We start from the raw sequence: 21,275 nt of genomic DNA on the forward strand, positions 1-21,275 counted from the left end.
CACTACATTACAGAATTAAAAAATCCGGTTCTGGTCTTTGTCTGCTTTTGGCAGTTTATCCATGATTTTCTGGGCAATTTCCCGATAGCTGTCGGCTGCATCATCTTCGGCAATCACAGACGGTTTACCGGCATCGGCATTTTCACGAATCTGTACATTCAGCGGCAAACGGCCCAGTAATGGAATATCGTATTGCTCGGCCAGTTGATCGCCACCACCGGTCCCAAAAATTTGCTCTTCAAAACCACAGTTAGAACAGATGTGCGTCGACATATTTTCAATCACACCTATCACCGGAATCTGTACACGGTTAAACAGCTCAATGCCTTTGGTCGCATCCATTAAGGCTACGTTTTGCGGTGTAGTGACAATTACGGCACCAGTGACCGGAATACGCTGCGCCAGGGTTAACTGGATATCACCGGTTCCCGGCGGCATATCAATCACCAGTACATCTAAATCTGGCCACAAGGTCTGATTGAATAACTGCATCAGGGCACCCGTAGCTTTTGGTCCACGCCAAGCCACCGGGGTATTATGATCACCAGTTAAATGACCAATCGACAGCACCGCCATCCCATAAGCATCTAAAGGCACAAAATGCTCGGCTTCAATCATCGGGGTTTGGCCGGCATTGCCGAGCATGGTTGGAATACTCGGGCCATAAATATCGGCATCCAATACACCCACTTTCAGACCCAACTGTTGCATCGCCAAGGCCAGATTAACGGTAGTGGTTGATTTTCCAACCCCACCTTTACCGGATGACACCAGAATTACGTTTTGAATACGTGGATGTTTTGACACATCACGCTGCTGCGGTGCAGCTTTTTGAATTGGCGCTTCTTCTTGCTGGGGTTGATAGTTGGCATTGGCTTGCTTGAGCGCATCTGAACTTGCCGAAGCATCGACCACAGGTGGCAGACTGGATTTTGCTGCAACTTGTGGCTTGCTGGAACAGCTTTCACCTTCGGCATGGTTATGACCACAGCCGCCCTCTTTTTTCGCCCCGGTTTTTTGCTGCACCACATGCAGATTCAGTTCCTTGATGCCGCATTGCTCGAGTGCATCGGCTAGTTCATCATGAATCTGCTGCAAATACTGTTTTTCTTCCGGATAAGTATTGATGGTTAATTGCAGGATTTGTCCCTGTACATTGACCTGAGAAATACGCTCTTTGAGTGCGTTTTGGGAAGCAGGAAGTACATAGTTTTGCAGTACCTTCTGGATTTCTTCCTCTTTCACCTCCTGTGCAGGAGCAAAGACCGATTTTAGTGAAGAAAGCCACGACATAAAGTTACTCCAAATCTGGATATACAACCGAATGCCCTAGTTTAACGGGTATTTAAACGAAGGTTAAGCCAGCGCAGCCACAGGAATTATAAATCTTAGTCAAAGACTTGGTTTTTTCTGTTTTTTCGGCACAGAAATGCAGATTTTATCCGGTCCTGAAAAGAATTCACCGATTCCCTTGTGCAAGCCTGCATCATCTAAGGTAAAATCGCGGACATTGCATAATGAATACGAATGAGAGAGTTAATCCGTGCGTAAAATTTTAGTCACCAACGCCCTTCCATACGCCAATGGTCCAATCCATATGGGCCACTTACTCGGTTATATCCAGGCAGATATCTGGGTTCGTGCCATGCGTGCAATGGGCCATGAAGTGACTTATGTCTGTGCGGATGATGCTCACGGTACCGCCATCATGCTACGTGCTGAAGCCAACGGTATTTCACCAGAACAGCAGATTGCCAATGTTCAGGCCGAACATATGCGTGATTTTGCCGGCTTTAAGGTCGATTTTGATCATTATGATTCCACCCATAGCGACACCAACAAGGCGCGCGCGCAAGAAATTTATCTCAAGAACCGTGATGCCGGCAATATTGCCGTTCGTCCTGTGACACAACTGTTCGACCCGGAAAAAGGCATGTTCCTGTCGGACCGTTTCATTAAAGGCACCTGCCCGAAATGTAAAGCCGAAGATCAGTACGGCGACTCATGTGAAGTCTGCGGAACCACGTATAACGCCACTGAACTGTTAAATCCGAAATCGACGTTAAGCGGTGCCACGCCGATTGAAAAATCATCGGATCACTACTTCTTTAAATTGCCAAACTTTGGTGAATACCTGCAAAAATGGACCCGTGATGAAGGCCGTTTGCCGGTATCAATTGCCAACAAGTTAGATGAATGGTTTGACAATGGCCTGAACGATTGGGACATCTCCCGTGATGCACCTTACTTCGGCTTTGAAATTCCGGATGCGCCAAATAAATATTTCTACGTTTGGGTTGATGCACCTATTGGCTATATGTCGAGCTTTGAAAACTACGTCAAAACCAAACGTCCAGACCTGAATTTTGATGATTACTGGAAAAAAGATTCTGACAATGAGGTCTATCACTTCATTGGTAAAGATATTGTCTATTTCCACGCGCTGTTCTGGCCAGCAATGCTGGAAGGTGCCAACTACCGCACCCCAACCGGTTTATTTGTAAACGGTTTCTTGACTGTAAATGGTCAGAAGATGTCGAAATCTCGCGGCACCTTCATTAAAGCAGAAACCTATTTACAGCACTTGAATCCGGAATACTTACGTTACTACTTTGCCTCTAAACTGTCTGATAAAGTTGAAGATTCTGACCTGAATCTGGATGATTTTGTGCAGAAAGTAAACTCTGACTTGGTGGGTAAAGTAGTGAATATTGCCAGCCGTTGTGCCAAATTCATCAACACCAAATTTGATAACAAGTTAAGTGCAACCTGTGCCGAGCCTGAACTGGTGCAAAGCTTTATTGACGCTGGTGATTCAATCGCGCAAGCATACGAAGCACGTGAATTCTCAACAGCGATTCGTGAAATCATGGCGCTTGCTGATAAAGCCAATCAATACATTGATGAGAAAAAGCCTTGGGCGCTTGCGAAAATTGAAGGCGAAGAACAGCAAGTGCATGATGTGTGTTCTGTCGGGATCAACCTATTCCGTCAATTGGCGGTTTATCTTGCACCTGTACTTCCAACATTGGCAGAACAAGTTCAAGCGTTCTTACAGTTAGACAGCTTTAACTTTGCATCGCGTCAGCAGATTCTGCTTGCACATGAAATTGCATTGTTCCAACCGCTCATGCAACGTGTTGACCCGAAAGCAGTCGCAGCGATGGTGGATGCATCTAAAGATTCTTTGGCTGCGCCTGCTGAAGCGCCAAAAGCGGAAAAGAAAAAAGAGAAGAAAGCAGCTGAGAAAAAGCCAGAACCTAAAGTCGGTGAAGCTGAAATTATTGGTATCGAAGACTTTATGAAAGTTGACCTGCGTGTGGCTGAAGTTTTAGAAGCAGCTCACGTTGAAGGTTCTGACAAGCTTCTTCAATTGACGTTAAATGTAGGTGAAGCTGAACCACGTAACGTATTTAGCGGTATTCGTGAGTTCTATAAGCCTGAAGACTTAAAAGGCAAATTGGTGGTGATGGTGGCGAACCTTGCACCACGTAAGATGCGTTTTGGTATTTCAAACGGTATGGTACTCGCTGCGGGCAATGGCAACGGTGTTTGGGTGATTTCACCTGAATCTGGCGCGAAGCCGGGTGATAAAGTGTCTTAATTGTTAGATTAAGATGAGAAAAAGCCTCTACGTTGTAGGGGCTTTTTTTATAAATGAAAAGCTTTAAAGATTCATATAATACAGTTCTATTAAAAACTCAGTTTAGCACCTCTAACCTCACCTCCAATTAGATCAAAATTTAAAATTAAATTGTTGATTTTTATTTCTTTAAATATAAAATCTACTCGCTTTTATCTTTATAATTATTCGGGGTATATATGAAAAAATTACTAGTTTCAGTTCTGGCAATGTCAACAATTGTATTTACTGGCTGTTCAGTTCGTATGGCAGATATGACTGTAGCATCTACCAAAAACTATAATTTAAACTCAAACCAATTTGTAAAAGGTGAACGTGTGAAAGGGGAAGATAAAGTTCCTGTTGTACTATTCCCTTTAGGTATTCCTAATTTCAAAACTGCTATTGATCGTGCAATTGAAAAAGACTCTTGTGCTGTGGCACTTTCAGATGTTGTCATTACTCAACTGAACCAAGCATTCCTCGTGGGTCAAATTGGTTACCGTGTAGAAGGTACTCAAATTATTGACCGTTCACAGCCTGCATGTAATAAGTAAGTCTTTGTGATTTATAGAGCCTTTACTCATGTAGGGGCTTTTTTTATTGTTAACTTCCCCTTGCGAAGTAGTGTTTCTCATCTCCCTGACAAAAGTAAGGCTAATTTCTCTAATTATCTATCCCCTCACCCTTACGAAGCAGTGCTTCTCATCTCCCATAGGGAGAGGGAGAATCCTTTATTAAATCAATATTGATATATTCCCTCTCCTTTTAGGAGAGGGTTAGGGAGAGGTCTGAAAATTATTCCCTTACTTTTGAAAGATCAAAAGTAAAGCACATAACAAAATAGTGTTAATAACCCTCACCCCAACCTTCTCCCTGAGTCATCTATGGCGCAAGAGAAGAAGCTTTCAACTAGTGGTAAATTTCACCAATAAATATGATAAAAAGATGTATCACTTCAAAACTTATAAGAACCCATGAAAACTTTAAAACCAATCCTTCTCGCTCTAACCCTAAGCACTACAACTTTCACCACAGTCCAAGCGGCTGAGCCAACCATCCCCCAACAAAAACAGGTCGTGGGCTATTATCAGCATCAGTTTGGGCCTTACCAGATTACCGCCCTGCTCGATGGCACCAACTATCTCAACCGCTCACAATTTAAAGGTGCGGCAGATCAGGAAGTCAGCGAGATTCTGAAAAAATACTATGCCGATCAAGCCAAAGGCATCCAGACCTCCGTCAATGCCTTTTTGGTCAATACCGGCAGTCAGCTTTATCTGGTTGATAGCGGTGCAGCCAGCTGTTTTGGCGATCACTTAGGTTCAATCTATAACAATTTAAAAGCCTCAGGCCATCAGCCTGAACAAGTGAATGGCGTTTTCCTGACACATTTACACCCTGACCATGTCTGTGGCATCTCAAATAATGGTGTAGCCAATTATCCAAATGCGACCTTGCATATTGCCAAAACTGAATATGATTTCTGGCTCAACCCCAATACTGTAAAAAAACTGCCTAAAGATAAACAGGCTGGCTTTTTGGGTACGGTGGAAAAAATCAAAGCGGCTTTAGCACCTTATGAAAAAGCGAAAAATATTAAAGTCTTTTCAGACAAATCTTTAGCATTTGGTGGTGTCGAGTTTAAACCGTCATTCGGGCATACACCGGGACATTACAGTTTTAAATTAAAGCATGAGCAGCAGGAACTGGTATTTATTGGTGATATTGTACATTCGCATACCATTCAGTTTGATAAGCCTGAAACCGCCATTGAGTTCGATATTGACCCGAAAGCGGCGGTCGCCACTCGTCTCAAGCATTTTGCTGAATATGCCAAAGACGGTCAGACCATTGCGGCCGCGCATTTACCATTCCCGGGCATCGGCCATATTTATTCAAAAGATGGCAAAAGCTATCAATGGATTCCAGTACATTTTACCGAATAACTCAGTTCTCTTGAGCTAAGTCAGTTTTATAAACAGAACCCCGCTAATGGGGTTCTGCTGTTTTACATCCAGTATTCCTTGCTATTCTTTCGCACTTTTTCTGTTCCTACACGCAACCACATTAGCCCTCGCAGCAATTTTCGCCTTAATTTTTAAAATTTTCTAAACAGTCCAGCCTGTTTCAAAATGCACCGTAAACATACAAACTGCTGCACATCTTTGTATCAATCAATTTAAATCCTTCAAAAATAGCCAATAATATTGAGTTTTACAGCGTTTAAAAAAGACTTGATTTGGTGCAAAAAACCGCACTGTGCTTTATATCGAGTCTTATTCATTTCACGAAATTCTTCATCAAAATTTCCGCAGTCTGCCCCTCTTTTACAATCTATTCGCCTCGATATACTGAGCTTCTTTTCCTGATCCCGTGCACTCAATTGGAACGCACAATGCCAAATATCGACTTATTATTTCTCCTTCTTGGTGCAGTGCTGGTACTGGCCATGCATGCCGGATTTGCATTTTTAGAGCTCGGCACCGTTCGGCATAAAAATCAGGTCAATGCCCTAAGCAAGATTCTCACGGACTTTGCCATTTCTGCGGTGGCCTATTTTCTGGTGGGCTATTACATTGCCTATGGCCAGCATTTTTTCCATAGCTCGACCACTCTGGCGGCCGATCATGGCTACAACCTGATGCGCTGTTTTTTCCTGCTGACCTTTGCAGCGGCGATTCCGGCCATTATTTCTGGTGGGATTGCCGAACGTGCCAAAATGCGTTCGCAGGCCTTGGCGACCTTATTTCTGGTGGCGCTGATTTATCCATTTTTTGAAGGGATGATCTGGAATGGCAACTTTGGTCTGCAACTCTGGCTAGCACACAGCTTTGGTGCCAGTTTCCATGATTTTGCCGGTTCGGTGGTGGTACATGCCATGGGGGGCTGGATTGCACTGGCCGCGGTGATTCTGCTGGGCGCGCGTTATGGGCGCTATAAAAAAGATGGTCGTATCAGTGCGCATCCGCCCTCGTCTATTCCTTTTCTGGCTTTGGGTTCCTGGATTTTAATTGTCGGCTGGTTTGGCTTTAATGTGATGAGTGCCCAGCGTCTGGATGCCATTTCCGGACTGGTAGCGATCAATTCTTTAATGGCGATGGTCGGGGGCACAATAGCCGCTAAAATTGCAGGCAAAGATGACCCGGGCTTTTTACATAATGGTCCACTTGCCGGTCTGGTGGCCATCTGCGCCGGCTCCGATGTGGTACATCCACTCGGTGCCTTTGTGATTGGCGGCATCGCCGGGATTATGTTTGTCAAACTCTTCACCTATACCCAGAATAAACTCAAGATTGATGATGTGCTTGGTGTCTGGCCATTGCATGGCGTATGTGGTGCTTTTGGTGGGCTGGCAGTTGGCATCTTTGGGCAGCAATGGCTCGGTGGTATGGGGGGCGTATCCCTGATCTCCCAGCTGTTCGGCACAGCGCTGGCAATTCTGATTGCGCTGGCCGGGGGGTTCCTGGTTTACGGCGTACTGAAACTGCTGATGGGCATCCGTTTAAGTCAGGAAGAAGAATTTAATGGCGCAGATTTATCCATCCACCGGATTTCTGCCAATTCTGAAGAAAATATGTTCTAAGATAAAAAAGCCTCCGACAAAACGGAGGCTTTTTTGAGATATGTTGATCAACGATCAACACAATTTAAGCCATCTATTTCATACCAAAAATCAGTTTTAGCCCCAATAGCGTCATCACCACACCGGCCGCACGATCAAACATTTTTTTAAACTTTAAATAGACTGCGCGCGGTTTTTCCGCCGATAGTGCCACCGCCAGCAAGGAACACCAGCCGGCATCAATAAAGAAACACAGAATAGGCAGGACAAAATAAAAATACAGCGGAATCTCTTTGGGTAATAGCGCGGTAAAAATACTGGCCAGCACAATGGCAATTTTAGGATTCGACAATTGGGTAATCAGACCGGTCATAAAAGCACGGCGTAAGGACATTTGCGTGCCGGCAGCATGATCGGCCTGAATCGGGTCTTTGGCATGTTTAATAATTTTAAATGCCAGCCACAGCAGGTATAAACCGCCACAAATTTTTAAGGCCAGATAAGCCGATGGCACAGCCAGTAAAAAGGCCTGTAAGCCCAGCACCGCAAGCAAACCAAAGATGGCTGCGCCCAAACCGGTGCCCAGCGCGGTAAACAGACCATGCTGACGTGAAATCGCAATCGAGTTTTTCGCCACATAAATTGATGTTGGCCCCGGACTCATGGCCCCCAACATCAATGCCAGCGCAATTGATCCCAAAATAAAAACGGATTCCACAGTCCTATCCAATACAATGATCTGCCGGCATTTTACAAGCAAGTGCTTTGAATATCTTCCTATTTTTTACCAGTTGTTTTGATTTTCACGATATTTTTCACTACAAATATTTGCATTGACCTTATAAAATTCACTCCGTATTTTAATCAATCCGCTGAAATTTGCTTGCCATAAAAAAGCGCCCAGATACCAGCATGGCCTGAGCGCTTTTCAAGATCATCAATTAAATACAATATTAATAAATCTGTGATGGATCGGTCTGCTCTGGCCTCACACTCGCTTCTTGCTTGGGCAGCAGATAATCCTGATCATGCACCGGCACACCGCCAATAATCATGCTGCGTGTTTCTTCCGTTTTGGGCTGGTTTAAATCTCTGGTCGGGTCACAAGCCGCCAGTAAAGCGCCCTGGATTAAAATAAGCAGGAAGATGATTCTTTTCATCATTATTCTCCCTTTCTGCAAAGTCTATCCGTTTATTTTTTGCACAGTTACTATTTTTATGCAAGCCCGATCCGGCTTTTATCGTGAGAGATTATTTAAATGTCTTTACTGACCGCGCCCCGTTTTCAGTTAGAATTGTCAAAAACGTTCCGTTCTGTCTATGTTTGATTCTATTGCCCAGCAGGTGCCTTATCAGCACATTGAATATCGCCACCAGCGCATCAGCATCAAGCGGCTGGATCTGATTCATCCGCAGATTTCGGGCAACAAGTTTTTTAAACTGAAATACAACCTGCTGGCCGCCCGGCAACAGGGGTTTGAAAAAGTACTGACCTTTGGCGGAGCCTATTCCAATCATATTGCTGCAACCGCTTTTGCCGCACACCAGTTTGGTTTTCAGAGTCTAGGCATGATTCGCGGTGAAGAACTGGCGCAGCGTCCTCTAAACCCAACCTTGGCTACGGCGCAGCAATTTGGCATGCAGCTGGAGTTTATCTCCCGCAATGCCTATCGCCAGAAAGATCAGCCCGATTTTTTGCAGCACCTGCAACAGCAATATCCCGATTTTTATCTGATTCCGGAAGGTGGCACCAATGCGCTGGCGGTTCAAGGCTGTCGGGAAATTCTGACAGCGGAAGATGCGCAATTCGATCTAATCTGCTGTGCCGTCGGTACGGGTGGCACGTTTGCCGGGTTGATTGAGGCCAGCCAGCAACATCAGCAATTGCTGGGATTTTCGGCCTTAAAAGGTGATTTTTTAACTCATGAGGTCGCGCAGCTCACGACCAAACGCAACTGGCATATTCTGGATAATTACTGCTGTGGCGGTTATGCCAAAACCACACCCGAATTAATCCAGTTTATTCAGACGTTTGAGCAGCGTTATAATATTCCGCTGGAGCAGGTTTATACCGGCAAAATGCTGCGCGGCATCTTTGATCTGATTGATCAAGATAAAATTGGGCCAGACCAGAAAATTTTACTGATCCATACTGGCGGGCTACAGGGACGCGCGTTTTAAAGCATTAGCTTCAAGTGCAGTCTATTTATGATACCGGCTGGTTATTGTTTAGCGCCATCAGGCCTTTCACCAAACGGTAGATATGCCAGATAAAGGCCAGCAACAGCACAATAAAACCAATCAGAATGGTGGTCAGAACCGCACCGACCAGATAGGCAATCAGCGTCACCCAAAAGGTTTTGATTTGCCAGTTCACATGACTTTCCAGCCAGGTACCACGCATTTCCGCGCGTTTTAAATAATTCATGATAATGGCAATAATTGGCGTAACACCGACAAAAAAGCCGGCGATATACAGAATATAGGTGATCAGGTTGTATTGTTTGAGCTGATCCAGCCCCGCGGTTTGATTCATTGATTTTTTCCTTTTTTATAAAGTCCGATACCAGATGTAGATGCCTAGCCGACATTTCTGTTTATTGTTAAGCCAATCAAAGTGCAACTGCGTCAAGTTGAAGCTCGACATCTTCATATAAACAGATCATAAAAAAGTCTGATGAAAGTTTTGTTGATGATCTGTATGTGCTGTGAAATTCAAAGTTCATCTGTTGTGACGTCCTCAATCGGGCTTCCATCCAGCGGATACAGTTTCAACTGGATGGAAGGAAAATCAAAACTTAAGGCTGATTGGTCTCTGGCAATGGATTGGCGGCAAAATAGCGCTCCAGATGATTCACATGTGAATCCGGACGTGGCCGGCGCATATTTTCTGCGACCCCGTTATAGAGCTCAGCCCGTGGCGTTAAGTGGAATTTATTCAGCTCTGGGTCCATATACGGCAAGCGCTGTTTACGCTGTAAATATTGATGCAATTGCTGATTAATTTCCTGTAAACCATAGCCACCTTTGGCCCAGGCGCTGTCGTGGCTGCCCCAGTGATGGCCGAACTCATGGCCCACAATGCCAATACTGGTATTAAAATAATGCGCATAGAACAGCCAGGTATCGACTCCCAGCACATTTCGTCCACCTAAACCGCCGCCCACGGTGGTCACCCCGAGCGTCACTTTGCCACGGTTCATAATCTCATCATAATATTTTTGATACTCCGCTGCGGTAAAGTAACCGCCATCTCCGACCACTTGGCCCTTGTTGCCAAAGAAGTCATGCCCCATGACCGCTTTATGGTTAAACCAGATGTGTTTAAACTCAGGGCTATTCACCAGATAGGCAAAATTGGTAATCATAATCACCCATTCACGCGCATAGGCTGGAGTAATTTTGCCCCAATTGCCATGTGTTTCAGGGGCAAAGTTGCCAAAATGAATTTTCCATTTCGGCTTTAAACTCATGAGCTTTTGTACATGCGGATTGGTTGCGGAGCTGATTTTTAACTCGAGTAAATCTGCCGGTAACTGCTGGAAGTTGCCTAAATTTCTTAGCTGAACCGAACCTGTGCCCTGCAGCAATGGGAAATGCATATTTTCATTGATATTCAGTTTGAGTTTGACCTGGCTAAAAGCATCCAGATGGTCCAAGCGGGCCAACACAAACCATTGCTCGGTATCTTTCAGTCTGGCGTGAATTTCCAGATCACGGACCGGTGCCGCACTATAGCTTTGCAAGGCCAGAAGCTGATGCTGTAAATTTTCCGATAAAATATTATCCATATAAAAATGGCGCAGGTTTTCATTGGTCAGGGTTTCCCAGCTTTCCCCATCTTGCAGCACATAACTGCGGCTTTGGGCCTGCTGCTGCTTGAGTGCCGTGACTGTGGCAGCAGTATTGGACTGGAACTGCTGCAATCGCTTAAGCGGCATCATGACAATTTTGCCGTTAAACAGGCTGAATAAATGTTCCTGACTAACCTGAATATCTAAGGCACCGGCCAGTTGCTGATCGGTACTCGCCCCTGCCGTACGATATTTATAAAAACTTTCTTCTGCGGCTGGAAAAATATTCTGTAGATTTTGCGTATTTGGTAAAGCTGAACTGTCGATCCGGCCTGAAGTATGGGCTGCATAAAAACGCTGGTCATCCGCGGCATGAAATACCCGTGTTCCCACATTTTCCTGTCGTGTCGCCGCCACGTTTGTTGCGCCTTCTTCAAGATGAGTCAGGTCATATACATAGCTCATGCCATTATTAAAACTGGCATACAGCAAATTACCGACAGCTTCCAAACGCGCACTACAGTTATAACCACAGTTCGGCAAGGACAAACGTGCATATTTTTTGGCTTTTAAATGATTGGTGCTACTGATCTCACTTTGCTTCCAGACATTAATCCGGCTATGCGTATCTGTGGCAAATACATATTGATCATTCGCTGCCACCGACATGGGATGCACCACCACGGTATTGTGCTGATCACCCGACCAACTGCCGGTTCCCAACGACATCAGAAATTGTGGTTCGCCTGAGCCTAAATCAAAGACATCGACCCGGTTAGACGAATAAGAAGCCGCATATAAGCGGTCGTTATGTACACTTAAATCAAACAACCGATTCCACGGCCGACCAATGCCGGAAATATTCTGGGCATGGATCGAACTCAAGACTCGCTTGGCTTTCAGGTCATAACGCAAAATGCTTGCCTCGGCGCTGTCATTGGCCACATACAAAATATCCTGATGCACCACCATCGCTTTCGGATTCCAGCTGTCCAGACCAAAAGTCTGGGCACTAAATTCGGTGGCCAGATCTGCAAAGCGAACGTCATTGATCAAACTGGCAGTGACAGGCGTGGTATCAGGTGTTGAACCAGGTGAAGTTGGCGTCACAGGAGCCGGTGCAGAGGGATTTGAAGATGCTGCCGTATTGCTGTCACTGCCACCGCCGCCACCGCAGCCAGTGAGAGCCATACTCAAAATTACCGCCAGGCTTAATAATGTTTTATTCATTGTGTTCCCCAAGAGACAAAGTCATGACATAAAAAATATGTCTAAAAATTGCTATTTATTCTGAACAACAATGCCCCTTTAATAAATACTAAACTATTGATTTAAAACAACTTTAAAATAAAACCAGATCAAATAAACACGACTTTGCCGCGTAAAAAATCACCTTAAAACAGTAAAATGTGGCCTTGCTAACGATGATTTGGTTTATTGATAGACCATTCCTGCTTTATAGGAAAAGTAAATATTCTGCGCACATTTCAATCTGGAAAATGCGGCATCATCAAACGATAAAGTCTATAATAGTCCGCTTTCATTTTCTCTCGGTGCAACATGGCAACAGCAAATCAATACGATGTTCTAGTTTTGGGTGCCGGTGCGTCTGGTTTAATGACCGCCTATATGGCTGCCCAGCGCGGACGCAAAGTATTGGTGCTGGAAAAAGCCAATAAAGTTGGCAAGAAAATCCTGATGTCGGGCGGTGGTAAATGCAATTTCACCAACCTCTATGTCGAGCCAAGCAACTATATTTCACATAATCCGCATTTTGTGATTTCCGCGCTCAGCCGCTATACCAATTGGGATTTTATCGGGCTGGTCTGCGAATATGGCATTGACTATGAAGAACGTAAACATGGGCAGCTGTTTACCTTAAATGGCGCCAAAGACATTCTGAATATGCTGCTGGCCGAGTGTGACAAAACCGGTCTGGTCGAGATTAAAACCAGCTGTGAAGTCAAAGCCATGACCGCCATAGATGATTTGGGTTTTCAGGTCGCAACCACTTTAGGTTATTTTCAGGCAGAATCTGTGGTGATCGCCAGTGGCGGCCTGTCCATTCCGACGCTGGGAGGGTCCGGAATCGGTTATGAAATTGCCAAGCAGTTTGGCCATCATGTCTATCCGACCCGTGCCGGCTTGGTGCCGTTTACCTTTTCCGACAGTTTTAAAGAAGTCACCACCCGCCTCAGTGGTAATGCTGTAGAAGCGACACTTTCCAATGCGCTAAACAGCTTTACCGAAGCCTTGCTGTTTACTCACCGCGGTTTAAGCGGACCAAGTTCGCTGCAGCTATCCAATTACTGGGATGTCGGCCAAAGTTTTCATATCGACTTCCTGCCAGCCGTGGATTTAGCCGAGTTTTTTAAAGCCAAAAAATCCAGCCAGCCGAAAGTGCTGTTACGTACCTTACTGGCCGAACATTTACCGAAAAGTGTGGTGGCAGAGCTGCAACAGCTGATCTGGCCGGAACAGGCGGAAAGCGCGATCGGGCAGCTGAGTGATGAAAAACTGGAGCAGATTGCAGCGCGCCTGCATAGCTTTGAAGTCAAACCGTCAGGGACCGAAGGCTACCGTACCGCAGAGGTGACTTTAGGTGGCGTCGATACCACTGAAGTTTCTTCCAAAACCATGGAAAGTAAAAAGCAGAAAGGCTTGTATTTTGTCGGTGAGGTGCTGGATGTGACGGGCCATTTAGGCGGTTATAACTTCCAGTGGGCCTGGGCGTCAGCGCATGCCGCCGCCCAATATGTCTGATGGTTTATAAAACTGGTGGATGAATTATTCCAGATAATCTGTGCGCAATAAGCACAGATGATTCTGGCGTTGTACACGTAAAATAGTCTGCTGCATTTTCATCACGGCGCACTGAATATGCTTTGGTAATACTACCGGCTGTTCTGATTGTTTTAAGCTAATTTTTAACATAAGGTCTTCCCCAAATAGACTTTCGTCGATTTTATTCCCTGAATATTTCATACAGATTAAATATAAGCATCTAAAATATATGAAATATTTATTCCTTTTTTATGAAGCTTTACTATAACAAAAAATTGTTCATTTATACAACATCATCGACTTTGGTCGCAGCTTGCCCGGTATCGCCCGAATCATCAGCGCTCTGGCCGGGTTGGTTTTGATTTTGGTTTTGGTTTTGAGTTTTGGCAAAAATAAATTTATATGCGCTGGCCAAAAAGCCAAGGGTAATCCCTGCAATCACTACGGGTGCAAAAAGATTAGAAGGCGCTTTCTTTTTCGTCATTCTGCTTCTCCAGTTTTCAACAAAAAACGAGGTCGATCAACACTCAGTTTGATCGACCTTGTAGATAGATGACAGGTTATTTCGGGTCATCTTTTCGTGGTTGATGTGCATCGACATCCGGTTCTTTTTCACCAGTTGAACCAAACGGATTATTATTGGCCGGATGCGCCGGATCCACCTTCAGCGTATCAGGTGTAACCTGATCTGCACCGGATGCTTCATCTTCCTGCGGTGCAGTGGTCAGCGTTGCCGGTGTGGTATTCGACAAATCCGTGGTCATTGGGGCATTTGTCCCTTGTGACGGGTCCTGTTTGTTCATTGGATTTACTCCTGGGGTCATAAAGCCGCTATTGGCCGCACTGTCCTGCTCCTGTTTCAACGGATTCGGCTGCTTGGCTTCGCGTTTGGCTTTATCAATCAGATCGGTTAAAACACGTTCTGCCGGTTGACGGCCACCCAGACCAAAGGCCAGAGCAAAGGCCACCGCAACTGCACCCAAGGTTAAACCGAAGGCCAGGTTCACAATAGAATCGGCAATGCCCATGGCACGTAAGCCCATTGCTACGACCAGACCCATAATCAGTACGCGTACCAGCGTCGCTAACCAGCGTGAACTGTTGTATTCACCACGCTCGACCACTTTGGCCACCACATTCGCCAGCCAGAAACCGACCACAAGAATGACCGCGCCCAGCAGAATATTGGCACCGAAGTAAATGAACATGGAAATCAGACCACTTACCTGCTCGAAACCAAGACGATTGGCCGCTTCAGACACGGCAAACAGCATGGTAAAGAACACGATCAGACAACCAACCATGGTCGATACTTTGGTGGTACCGAGGAAACGTTGTACGCCCAGTTTGGCCGGAATTTCATCGACACCCGTACCTGAAATAATTTCAACCACCAGATTGGCCACGAAACGTGACACCACATAGGCAATGATCAGGATTAAACCGGCGGCAATAATATGCGGAATTGCATACATGATTTCATGCAGCATGGCGGTTGCCGGCTGAGAAATCGCCTCAATACCCAAGGCTTCAAATGCAATGATTAATGCAGTAATGATGATCAGGGCAAAAACAAAAGAACCGACCAGCTTCGGCAAGTTAGAGTTCTTGAACAGGCCAATTTTTTGCGCCTGCTGTTGCAGATTCAGACTGCCAATTAAACCTTCGACAATACCACGGACAATTTTAGCCAGAATATAACCGACAAAAATAATCACGCCGGCAATAAAGATATTCGGCAGATAAGAAATGGCTTCAGTCACCATGTTTTGTACTGGATACAACAGGCCGTTTAAGCCCAGAATCGACAGCACAATTGGCAAGAACAGTAGCAGGATTAACCAGTACACAATATCACTGATATTGCGGCTAATCGGGCTAACCCCGACATCGGCACTGAGCTTTTCATCCAGCTGGGTACGATTCAGTACGCGCTGCAGGCCCATTTTGACCAGCGTTGCGACAATCCAGGCAATAAAACCGACCGCAATGGCTGCCAACAACTGGGGAATAAAGACCAGGAAGCTTTGAATCATATTGCTAAACGGCCCACTGACACTGGTCAGATTCAGCACATTCAGCGCCGCGATAATCGCGATAATCATGATGATCCAGAAGGCAACTCTGGACAGAATACTTTCTACATTGGGACGGTGCCCGGTGGCATGCGACAGCTTCTGGTTGGTGCCCAGCTTTTCTAAGCCTTTTTTAATGGCTGCACCGACAATTAATGCAATAATCCAACCAATAATAAGTATGGCAATCGCCGATAAAATGGGATGAAACTGTTCCCAGTAGTACATGGCATCGAAGCCTGCACCTCTCGGGTTTCCATCAAAATAATCATTCATATGTCTTGCCCTCTTGTTATGACTTTCTACATTCGTTGTTCATGGCAAAAGATGCGCATCTTGATCATGGTAAAAATGAAAGGTTTAAGTACTTTGTATTTTTAAGTACCGTGTTTTTATGAAGTACCAAGCGTGTAAGAATGCACGGCTATCGCAAAAAACCCTGAGCTGACGGTCAGGGTTTATGCAATCTTCAGACTTATTGAGCGGTGGCCGTAGCGGTATCGCCATCAGTGGCAGTGGCTGAATCACCATCTACAGCGGTACCAATGTCGCCATCCACACCTGTGGTCGCCACACCTTCTTCAGCCATTGCGGGCGTACTGTTATTGGGTGTAGCCTGTTCTACATTGGCATTCGGATGCCCAGGTGGTGCCTCACTCGGTTTAGGATCACGATCCGCAAACATATACACCACCAGTGCCAGCAGAAAAACACCCACAGCAATCAAGATAAAAACTGGCATACGTTTTTTCTTTTGTACTTCTTCTGCGCTTGTGACATGAGGTGGCTTGTTAAAATCATGGCTCATGTTTCCCTCACTTCTTTTCTATTCGCTTGTCGAATTTCTATACTAACAAGAAGCATTGTTGTGTTGTGTGACAAAGCATTGTGAGATGGTGAAAAATGTAATTACAAAAATTGAAGTTTATTACTGCTTTCATTTTATTCAAAATTTTGACGCAAGCCGGGTTCAGCAGCTGATAGATCTTGTATGCTTTTTAATCACAACAAGCAGATGGATAACTGATGCAAAATTAGAAGAATAAGCACATGAAAAGGAATATAGAATCGCCTAGATGAGAGAAAAAATTCAGCAGCCTGAGCATTCTCCAGTGCTGATCAGCCCCTCCTTGCTTGATACAGCAAAATGCTAGGTAACAATTTGCTTCAGCTCGCCCACCACAAGCGCTGCCTTAACGCATACAAATGCGCTATAATATGTCACTCTTTTTTTCATGCTCCAGAATTTTATGGCGTATCGTCAACAAAGTGTAACGCTTGATCTTGACACTGACGTCACACATCAATGTGCTTTGCACTACACGCGTGATCAGCATTTAATCGGGATTATTGAGTTCAGTAAACCGAGCTTTCTTCTGAAATGGGGCGATCTGGAATATTTCCGCCGTCGTACTGAAGAGTTTTCAGTGATGCCGTTTCCAGACTGCATTAATGCCATGGTGATTGATGTGCGTAATGTCGCGGCCTGGCTCGATAATGAAGTGCCGATTATTCCATGGCGCTTACTGGAAGAAGAATGTCCAGTGCGTCTGGTGGTCCCTGCAGACCGTGTCGAACACTATGCCGGCTTTTTTGAACCGACCTGGCTGACTACTGATACAGAAACAGCGATTCAGGAAATCCGTCATTTTATGGATATGTTTGTGCATTAAGCATATTCAAGTGGTGCTGACACTTCATCAAAAAAACCTCATCTGAATCATACAGATGAGGTTTTTTAATAGAATATACGTTTCATTTAATCCGCTAGCGAATGGTAAAAATACACTGCTGCTTAAAACTGGATTTGGGTAGCCAGATCAGCTGTTTATAGCGCACCTGATCAATTCCAAAACTTTGCATTTTCTGGCGTGTATAGCGCCAGCCAATACAATCTTGATAGCGCGCATATCAGACGCTTGCCCTGCTATGGTCGATGCCTGCTGGACCTGAATTTTCTGGAAAAACGCAGTTTCTCTGGCGCGCATCGGGCCAATATACTGCTGATAGGCCTGCTCCATGTCTGCATCATCAAACCGCATTGGTTGCATGGCGCCGCCATACCAGCCCAGCTGACTGCGCCAGTTCAGATATTTGACCTTTCCGGCCGGAAACACATAATTGGCGCAAGAAGAAAAACAGTATTACCCGACTTCTACATTCAGTTGACGGGCATAGACCAGATCACCCAAATCCATCCCCAAGCCAATTTAACCCCCTTGACTGGTGATTTTCAGGGTCTGTACTTGCGGGAACTGCTTTAACAAGGCAGCTGCACGGGTATTGGCATCTTGGCTGAGCGGGCCAGTATAGATCAGCACATTTTCTTGTACCGTCACTTCTGTTTCCGTGCCTGTGATATTTGCCTGCAGCGTAGTTGCCGCCACCAGCGCGACGCTGGCCATAAGCATGGATTGAAACACTTGCATCACATCCTCACAGAACAATAAACCAGGCTGAGAACAGCAGACCATTGAAGTAAGCCTGTAGCACTCAAGCTTACCAGTAATTCTCTACCGCGATATTGCCTTCTCCACGGCGATTCATGCTCAGGCCACGCGCTTTTAGGGCTTCTTTGGTATCTTCCACCATTTGCGGGTTACCACATAGCATCACATGACTGCTGTCCGGATTAAAAGACAGGCCCACAGCTTTTTCCAGCTCGCCATTGGCGATTAACACTGGCAGACGGTCATGCAAAGGTGCGTTCGGATCACGGGTAATAATCGGCACAAATTTAAAACCTGTATGCCCTTCGCCAAAAGTCGCTGCAATTTCTTCAATCCGCTCGACATAGGCCAGTTCAGCGGCAGTACGGACACTATAGACCAGATGGATATGCTGGTATTTATTCCAGGTGTCGAAGTCTTGCAGCATCGACAGGAATGGTGCCAGTCCGGTGCCGGTACCCAAGAGCCATAAGTCTTGTGGCAAAGGCAACTGATAACGCGCCAAGGTTAAAAAGCCATAGGGGACTTTTTCCAGATACAGCTCATCGCCAACCTGTAGATGTTGCAGATTGGAGGTAAAGGCCCCATCGGGTACGACAATTGAAAAGAATTCCAGGGTTTCATCAAAAGGTGAGGACACCACTGAATAGGCCCGCACCACCAGTTCATCGCCGACTTTAAGGCCAATACGCGCAAATTGCCCGGCAGTAAATTTAAAGTGGGCTGGACGCGTCATGGTAAAGCTGAACAAAGTATCGGTCCAGCGATGTACAGATAACACCGTTTCTAGGCTAAATTTTTCAATTGACATAATTTGTACGTGGCATGAAAGACTGCGCTCATGGTAGCATGGCAGCATAATTTATTAATATTTTTTAAATGTTAAGGCTATATTCATGCGCATGACTTTACGCCAATTGGCTGTTTTTGTAGCAGTCGCTCAAGAAGGCACAGTAACCAAGGCCAGTGATGCCGTCAAACTGACGCAAAGTGCGGCGAGTATGGCTTTAGCAGATCTGGAAGATGGTTTAGGCGCACCATTGTTTGACCGTTTAGGTAAACGCCTGCAATTGAATGATCTGGGCCGTTTTTTACTCCCGCAGGCGCTTGAAATTCTAGGCCGCTGTGAAGCCTTTGAACAGGCCGCCAAAGGCGAGCTGCAAAGCATTGATTTGCGCCTGGGCGCGACCCTGACCATTTCCGATTATCTGATGCCGGATTTAATGGCCAACTTCCTGCAAATTCAGCCACAGGCGCATTTACAGCTGCAAGTCGGTAATACCCGTCAAATGATTGAAGCAGTCAACCAGTTCCAGCTCGATTTAGCCCTGATTGAAGGTTCCTGTCATTTACCGCAGCTGCAATGTATCCACTGGCGTGATGATGAACTGGCGGTCTGCTGTTCACCGAATCATCCGCTGGCGCAGCTAGACCGTGCCTTAACCGCAGAAGACTTTAAACAGGTGGAATGGATTTTACGAGAAGAAGGTTCAGGCACGCGTGAAGTGTTTGATAACGCCATTTTAAAAGATGTGCCAGATGCCAAAATCCGTTTAACCCTGGGTCATAATGAAGCCATTCTGAAAATTGTGGCCGGCGGCTTAGGCATGTCCTGTATTTCAAAACTGGCGATTGAGCCTTTACGTGAAAAAGGCCAGCTGGTGATTTTAGACACTCCATTCTGGCAACTGGCGCGGCCTTTATTTATGCTGGTGCATCGTCAGAAATACCAGGGTCCAGGTCTGAAAGCCTTTATGAAGTTCTGTGACAGCAAATAAGACTGTATTTAATCCATAAAAAAAGCGCCTGCAGGCGCTTTTTTCATACCTTATCGAAATTGGCTTTCACATGGAATCCCGTCGCCATCACCATCCATTTTGGTATTTGGGCAATTACGAATAAAGAATAAAGCCTCCTCATAAGACTTCATCTGACTACAATGCTCGCGGCCATCACATTTAAATTGTTCAGATGAGCTGCTACTTACCGGCAGCGCTTGCTCTACATTCTCTTGGACATTTTCTAAATTCTTTTTCCCTTTTTCACTAAGTCCAAGTTCCGGTAATTCGCCATGTACCGCTCTTTGCTCAGCTACGATCTGTTGCTGAGCAATCATCAGTTCTTCAAGTTTTTGCTGTTTCTGAGCTTGATATTCTTGATATTTCTTATATACCAAAATACTTAATCCTAAAATAATGATTAAGCCTAATACAGTAATGATCTTTGAGTTAAGCCATGAAGACTTCTTTTTATCTCTTGACGAAACTTTACCCTCGATATTTCTGTATCGTAGATTGTTCTGTTCAGCAGGCTCTGATACTTTTAGGTCTAAGCGCACAATATTCGCGGCTTTAAATTTTCCTGCATCTTCAACAATTATAAATTTTAGATTTTCACCGATTTTAGGTGGAACATTCTTATTGGGAAAATCTTTGATGTGGAAAAATAAATCTTTTGACTCTTTCTCTATCTGAATAAAACCAAAACCACGATCTTCATGATAGCTTTTGATTTTCCCCTCTTGAAACATAATGCGCTCTTATCTTTGATATTTTTAATAATTGTAATAAAAAAGAAGCTAAAAAGCCTCTTTTCTATTCTTATACTCGACTTAAGCAGAATATATAAATTCTACCTCAGTACTAACGTCGGAAATTGGACAGCAGGGAAGAAGTAATCGACTGGTTATGGGCGGCCACTTTGGATTTTTTGGCTTTGGCCGACTGGTCTTCAACCCGCTCAATTTTCACTGCTTTAAACTTGTTGCCGTTTTTGACCACATTAAATTTCACCCGGTCATTTCGCTTCGGTTCTATCCCATCGGCCGGGAAATCGGAAATATGAAAAAACACTTCGCCTTCCGGACAGGCAATAAAGCCGTAACCCTTGTCTGCGTTGTATTGCTTAACTTTACCCTGATATTGTTCGTTGCTCATCGACCTGTCCCCCTTTTGCGCTTCAAGCTTAGTATATAAAAAAGAGGCT

The 21,275-nt window shown here is 45.1% G+C and carries 22 protein-coding genes; 8 read left to right on the forward strand and 14 right to left on the reverse strand.

The window, feature by feature from the left end:
* Positions 1-15: 15 nt before the first annotated feature.
* Positions 16-1,293, reverse strand: coding sequence for an iron-sulfur cluster carrier protein ApbC (gene apbC / locus FTT68_RS05360; RefSeq protein ID WP_168397523.1), 1,278 nt, complete (start codon positions 1,291-1,293; stop codon positions 16-18).
* Between the two features lie 250 nt (positions 1,294-1,543).
* Between apbC and metG the strand changes: the two genes are divergently transcribed.
* The 4 genes from metG to FTT68_RS05380 all read left to right on the forward strand — a co-directional run bounded on the left by metG (position 1,544) and on the right by FTT68_RS05380 (position 7,208).
* Positions 1,544-3,604 carry a methionine--tRNA ligase gene (gene metG / locus FTT68_RS05365; protein ID WP_180056411.1) on the forward strand — a complete coding sequence of 687 codons (2,061 nt, stop codon included), beginning with the start codon at positions 1,544-1,546 and terminating at the stop codon, positions 3,602-3,604.
* Between the two features lie 218 nt (positions 3,605-3,822).
* Positions 3,823-4,179 carry a hypothetical protein gene (locus FTT68_RS05370; protein WP_045796302.1) on the forward strand — a complete coding sequence of 119 codons (357 nt, stop codon included), beginning with the start codon at positions 3,823-3,825 and terminating at the stop codon, positions 4,177-4,179.
* Between the two features lie 420 nt (positions 4,180-4,599).
* The gene (locus tag FTT68_RS05375; protein WP_180056409.1) at positions 4,600-5,571 is read left to right on the forward strand and encodes an MBL fold metallo-hydrolase; all 972 of its coding nucleotides are present in this window, start codon (positions 4,600-4,602) and stop codon (positions 5,569-5,571) included.
* 449 nt (positions 5,572-6,020) lie between these two features.
* The gene (locus FTT68_RS05380) at positions 6,021-7,208 is read left to right on the forward strand and encodes an ammonium transporter (protein WP_016659354.1); all 1,188 of its coding nucleotides are present in this window, start codon (positions 6,021-6,023) and stop codon (positions 7,206-7,208) included.
* A gap of 73 nt (positions 7,209-7,281) precedes the next feature.
* On the opposite strand, the gene FTT68_RS05385 is transcribed toward FTT68_RS05380, so the two are convergent.
* Together FTT68_RS05385 and FTT68_RS05390 are read right to left on the reverse strand one after the other, a co-directional pair.
* Entirely contained in the window at positions 7,282-7,905 is a 624-nt protein-coding gene (locus tag FTT68_RS05385) for a LysE family translocator (protein ID WP_180056407.1), read from the reverse strand.
* Positions 7,906-8,140: 235 nt separating this feature from the next.
* A complete protein-coding gene (locus tag FTT68_RS05390) occupies positions 8,141-8,347 on the reverse strand; it encodes an NF038215 family lipoprotein (protein ID WP_075167144.1) in 207 nt (68 codons plus the stop codon).
* A 160-nt stretch (positions 8,348-8,507) separates the two neighbouring features.
* On the opposite strand from FTT68_RS05390, the gene FTT68_RS05395 reads away from it, so the two are divergent.
* Positions 8,508-9,368 carry a 1-aminocyclopropane-1-carboxylate deaminase/D-cysteine desulfhydrase gene (locus FTT68_RS05395; RefSeq protein WP_180056405.1) on the forward strand — a complete coding sequence of 287 codons (861 nt, stop codon included), beginning with the start codon at positions 8,508-8,510 and terminating at the stop codon, positions 9,366-9,368.
* A 25-nt stretch (positions 9,369-9,393) separates the two neighbouring features.
* Here the strand turns inward: FTT68_RS05395 and FTT68_RS05400 are convergent, their stop codons facing one another.
* Together FTT68_RS05400 and FTT68_RS05405 are read right to left on the reverse strand one after the other, a co-directional pair.
* A complete protein-coding gene (locus FTT68_RS05400; protein WP_104487491.1) occupies positions 9,394-9,723 on the reverse strand; it encodes a hypothetical protein in 330 nt (109 codons plus the stop codon).
* Positions 9,724-9,985: 262 nt separating this feature from the next.
* Positions 9,986-12,211, reverse strand: coding sequence for a YncE family protein (locus FTT68_RS05405; RefSeq protein ID WP_180056403.1), 2,226 nt, complete (start codon positions 12,209-12,211; stop codon positions 9,986-9,988).
* Between the two features lie 330 nt (positions 12,212-12,541).
* Here FTT68_RS05405 and FTT68_RS05410 point away from each other — a divergent pair, with 330 nt between their 5' ends.
* Positions 12,542-13,744: an NAD(P)/FAD-dependent oxidoreductase gene (locus FTT68_RS05410; protein ID WP_016659360.1), complete on the forward strand. Its 1,203-nt coding sequence runs from the start codon at positions 12,542-12,544 to the stop codon at positions 13,742-13,744.
* 24 nt (positions 13,745-13,768) lie between these two features.
* Here the strand turns inward: FTT68_RS05410 and FTT68_RS05415 are convergent, their stop codons facing one another.
* From FTT68_RS05415 to FTT68_RS05430, 4 genes are all read right to left on the reverse strand, one after another.
* Entirely contained in the window at positions 13,769-13,915 is a 147-nt protein-coding gene (locus tag FTT68_RS05415; protein WP_168397513.1) for a hypothetical protein, read from the reverse strand.
* Between the two features lie 133 nt (positions 13,916-14,048).
* Positions 14,049-14,249, reverse strand: a complete 201-nt coding sequence (locus tag FTT68_RS05420; protein WP_180056402.1) for a hypothetical protein — start codon at positions 14,247-14,249, stop codon at positions 14,049-14,051.
* A gap of 76 nt (positions 14,250-14,325) precedes the next feature.
* On the reverse strand, positions 14,326-16,116 hold the full coding sequence (locus FTT68_RS05425; RefSeq protein ID WP_127798642.1) for a mechanosensitive ion channel: 1,791 nt from the start codon (positions 16,114-16,116) through the stop codon (positions 14,326-14,328).
* Between the two features lie 199 nt (positions 16,117-16,315).
* Complete coding sequence (locus FTT68_RS05430) at positions 16,316-16,648, reverse strand: hypothetical protein (protein WP_005179600.1); 333 nt, start codon at positions 16,646-16,648, stop codon at positions 16,316-16,318.
* A 442-nt stretch (positions 16,649-17,090) separates the two neighbouring features.
* Between FTT68_RS05430 and FTT68_RS05435 the strand changes: the two genes are divergently transcribed.
* Complete coding sequence (locus FTT68_RS05435; protein ID WP_034598216.1) at positions 17,091-17,513, forward strand: hypothetical protein; 423 nt, start codon at positions 17,091-17,093, stop codon at positions 17,511-17,513.
* A gap of 147 nt (positions 17,514-17,660) precedes the next feature.
* Here the strand turns inward: FTT68_RS05435 and FTT68_RS05440 are convergent, their stop codons facing one another.
* The 3 genes from FTT68_RS05440 to FTT68_RS05450 all read right to left on the reverse strand — a co-directional run bounded on the left by FTT68_RS05440 (position 17,661) and on the right by FTT68_RS05450 (position 19,101).
* Positions 17,661-17,957 (reverse strand): hypothetical protein, encoded by a 297-nt coding sequence (locus FTT68_RS05440; RefSeq protein ID WP_180056400.1) that lies wholly within the window; start codon positions 17,955-17,957, stop codon positions 17,661-17,663.
* A 93-nt stretch (positions 17,958-18,050) separates the two neighbouring features.
* Positions 18,051-18,269, reverse strand: coding sequence for a hypothetical protein (locus FTT68_RS05445; RefSeq protein ID WP_180056398.1), 219 nt, complete (start codon positions 18,267-18,269; stop codon positions 18,051-18,053).
* 70 nt (positions 18,270-18,339) lie between these two features.
* A complete protein-coding gene (locus FTT68_RS05450) occupies positions 18,340-19,101 on the reverse strand; it encodes a ferredoxin--NADP reductase (protein WP_034597870.1) in 762 nt (253 codons plus the stop codon).
* Positions 19,102-19,186: 85 nt separating this feature from the next.
* On the opposite strand from FTT68_RS05450, the gene gigC reads away from it, so the two are divergent.
* Entirely contained in the window at positions 19,187-20,068 is an 882-nt protein-coding gene (gigC, locus tag FTT68_RS05455) for a LysR family transcriptional regulator GigC (RefSeq protein WP_005179612.1), read from the forward strand.
* A 50-nt stretch (positions 20,069-20,118) separates the two neighbouring features.
* On the opposite strand, the gene FTT68_RS05460 is transcribed toward gigC, so the two are convergent.
* A complete protein-coding gene (locus FTT68_RS05460) occupies positions 20,119-20,820 on the reverse strand; it encodes a cold shock domain-containing protein (protein WP_016659365.1) in 702 nt (233 codons plus the stop codon).
* A gap of 112 nt (positions 20,821-20,932) precedes the next feature.
* Positions 20,933-21,226: a cold-shock protein gene (locus FTT68_RS05465; protein ID WP_005179613.1), complete on the reverse strand. Its 294-nt coding sequence runs from the start codon at positions 21,224-21,226 to the stop codon at positions 20,933-20,935.
* Between the last annotated feature and the right edge of the window lie 49 nt (positions 21,227-21,275).

The organism is Acinetobacter sp. Q85-2, assembly GCF_013420555.1.
Taxonomy (GTDB): Bacteria; Pseudomonadota; Gammaproteobacteria; order Pseudomonadales; family Moraxellaceae; genus Acinetobacter; species Acinetobacter indicus.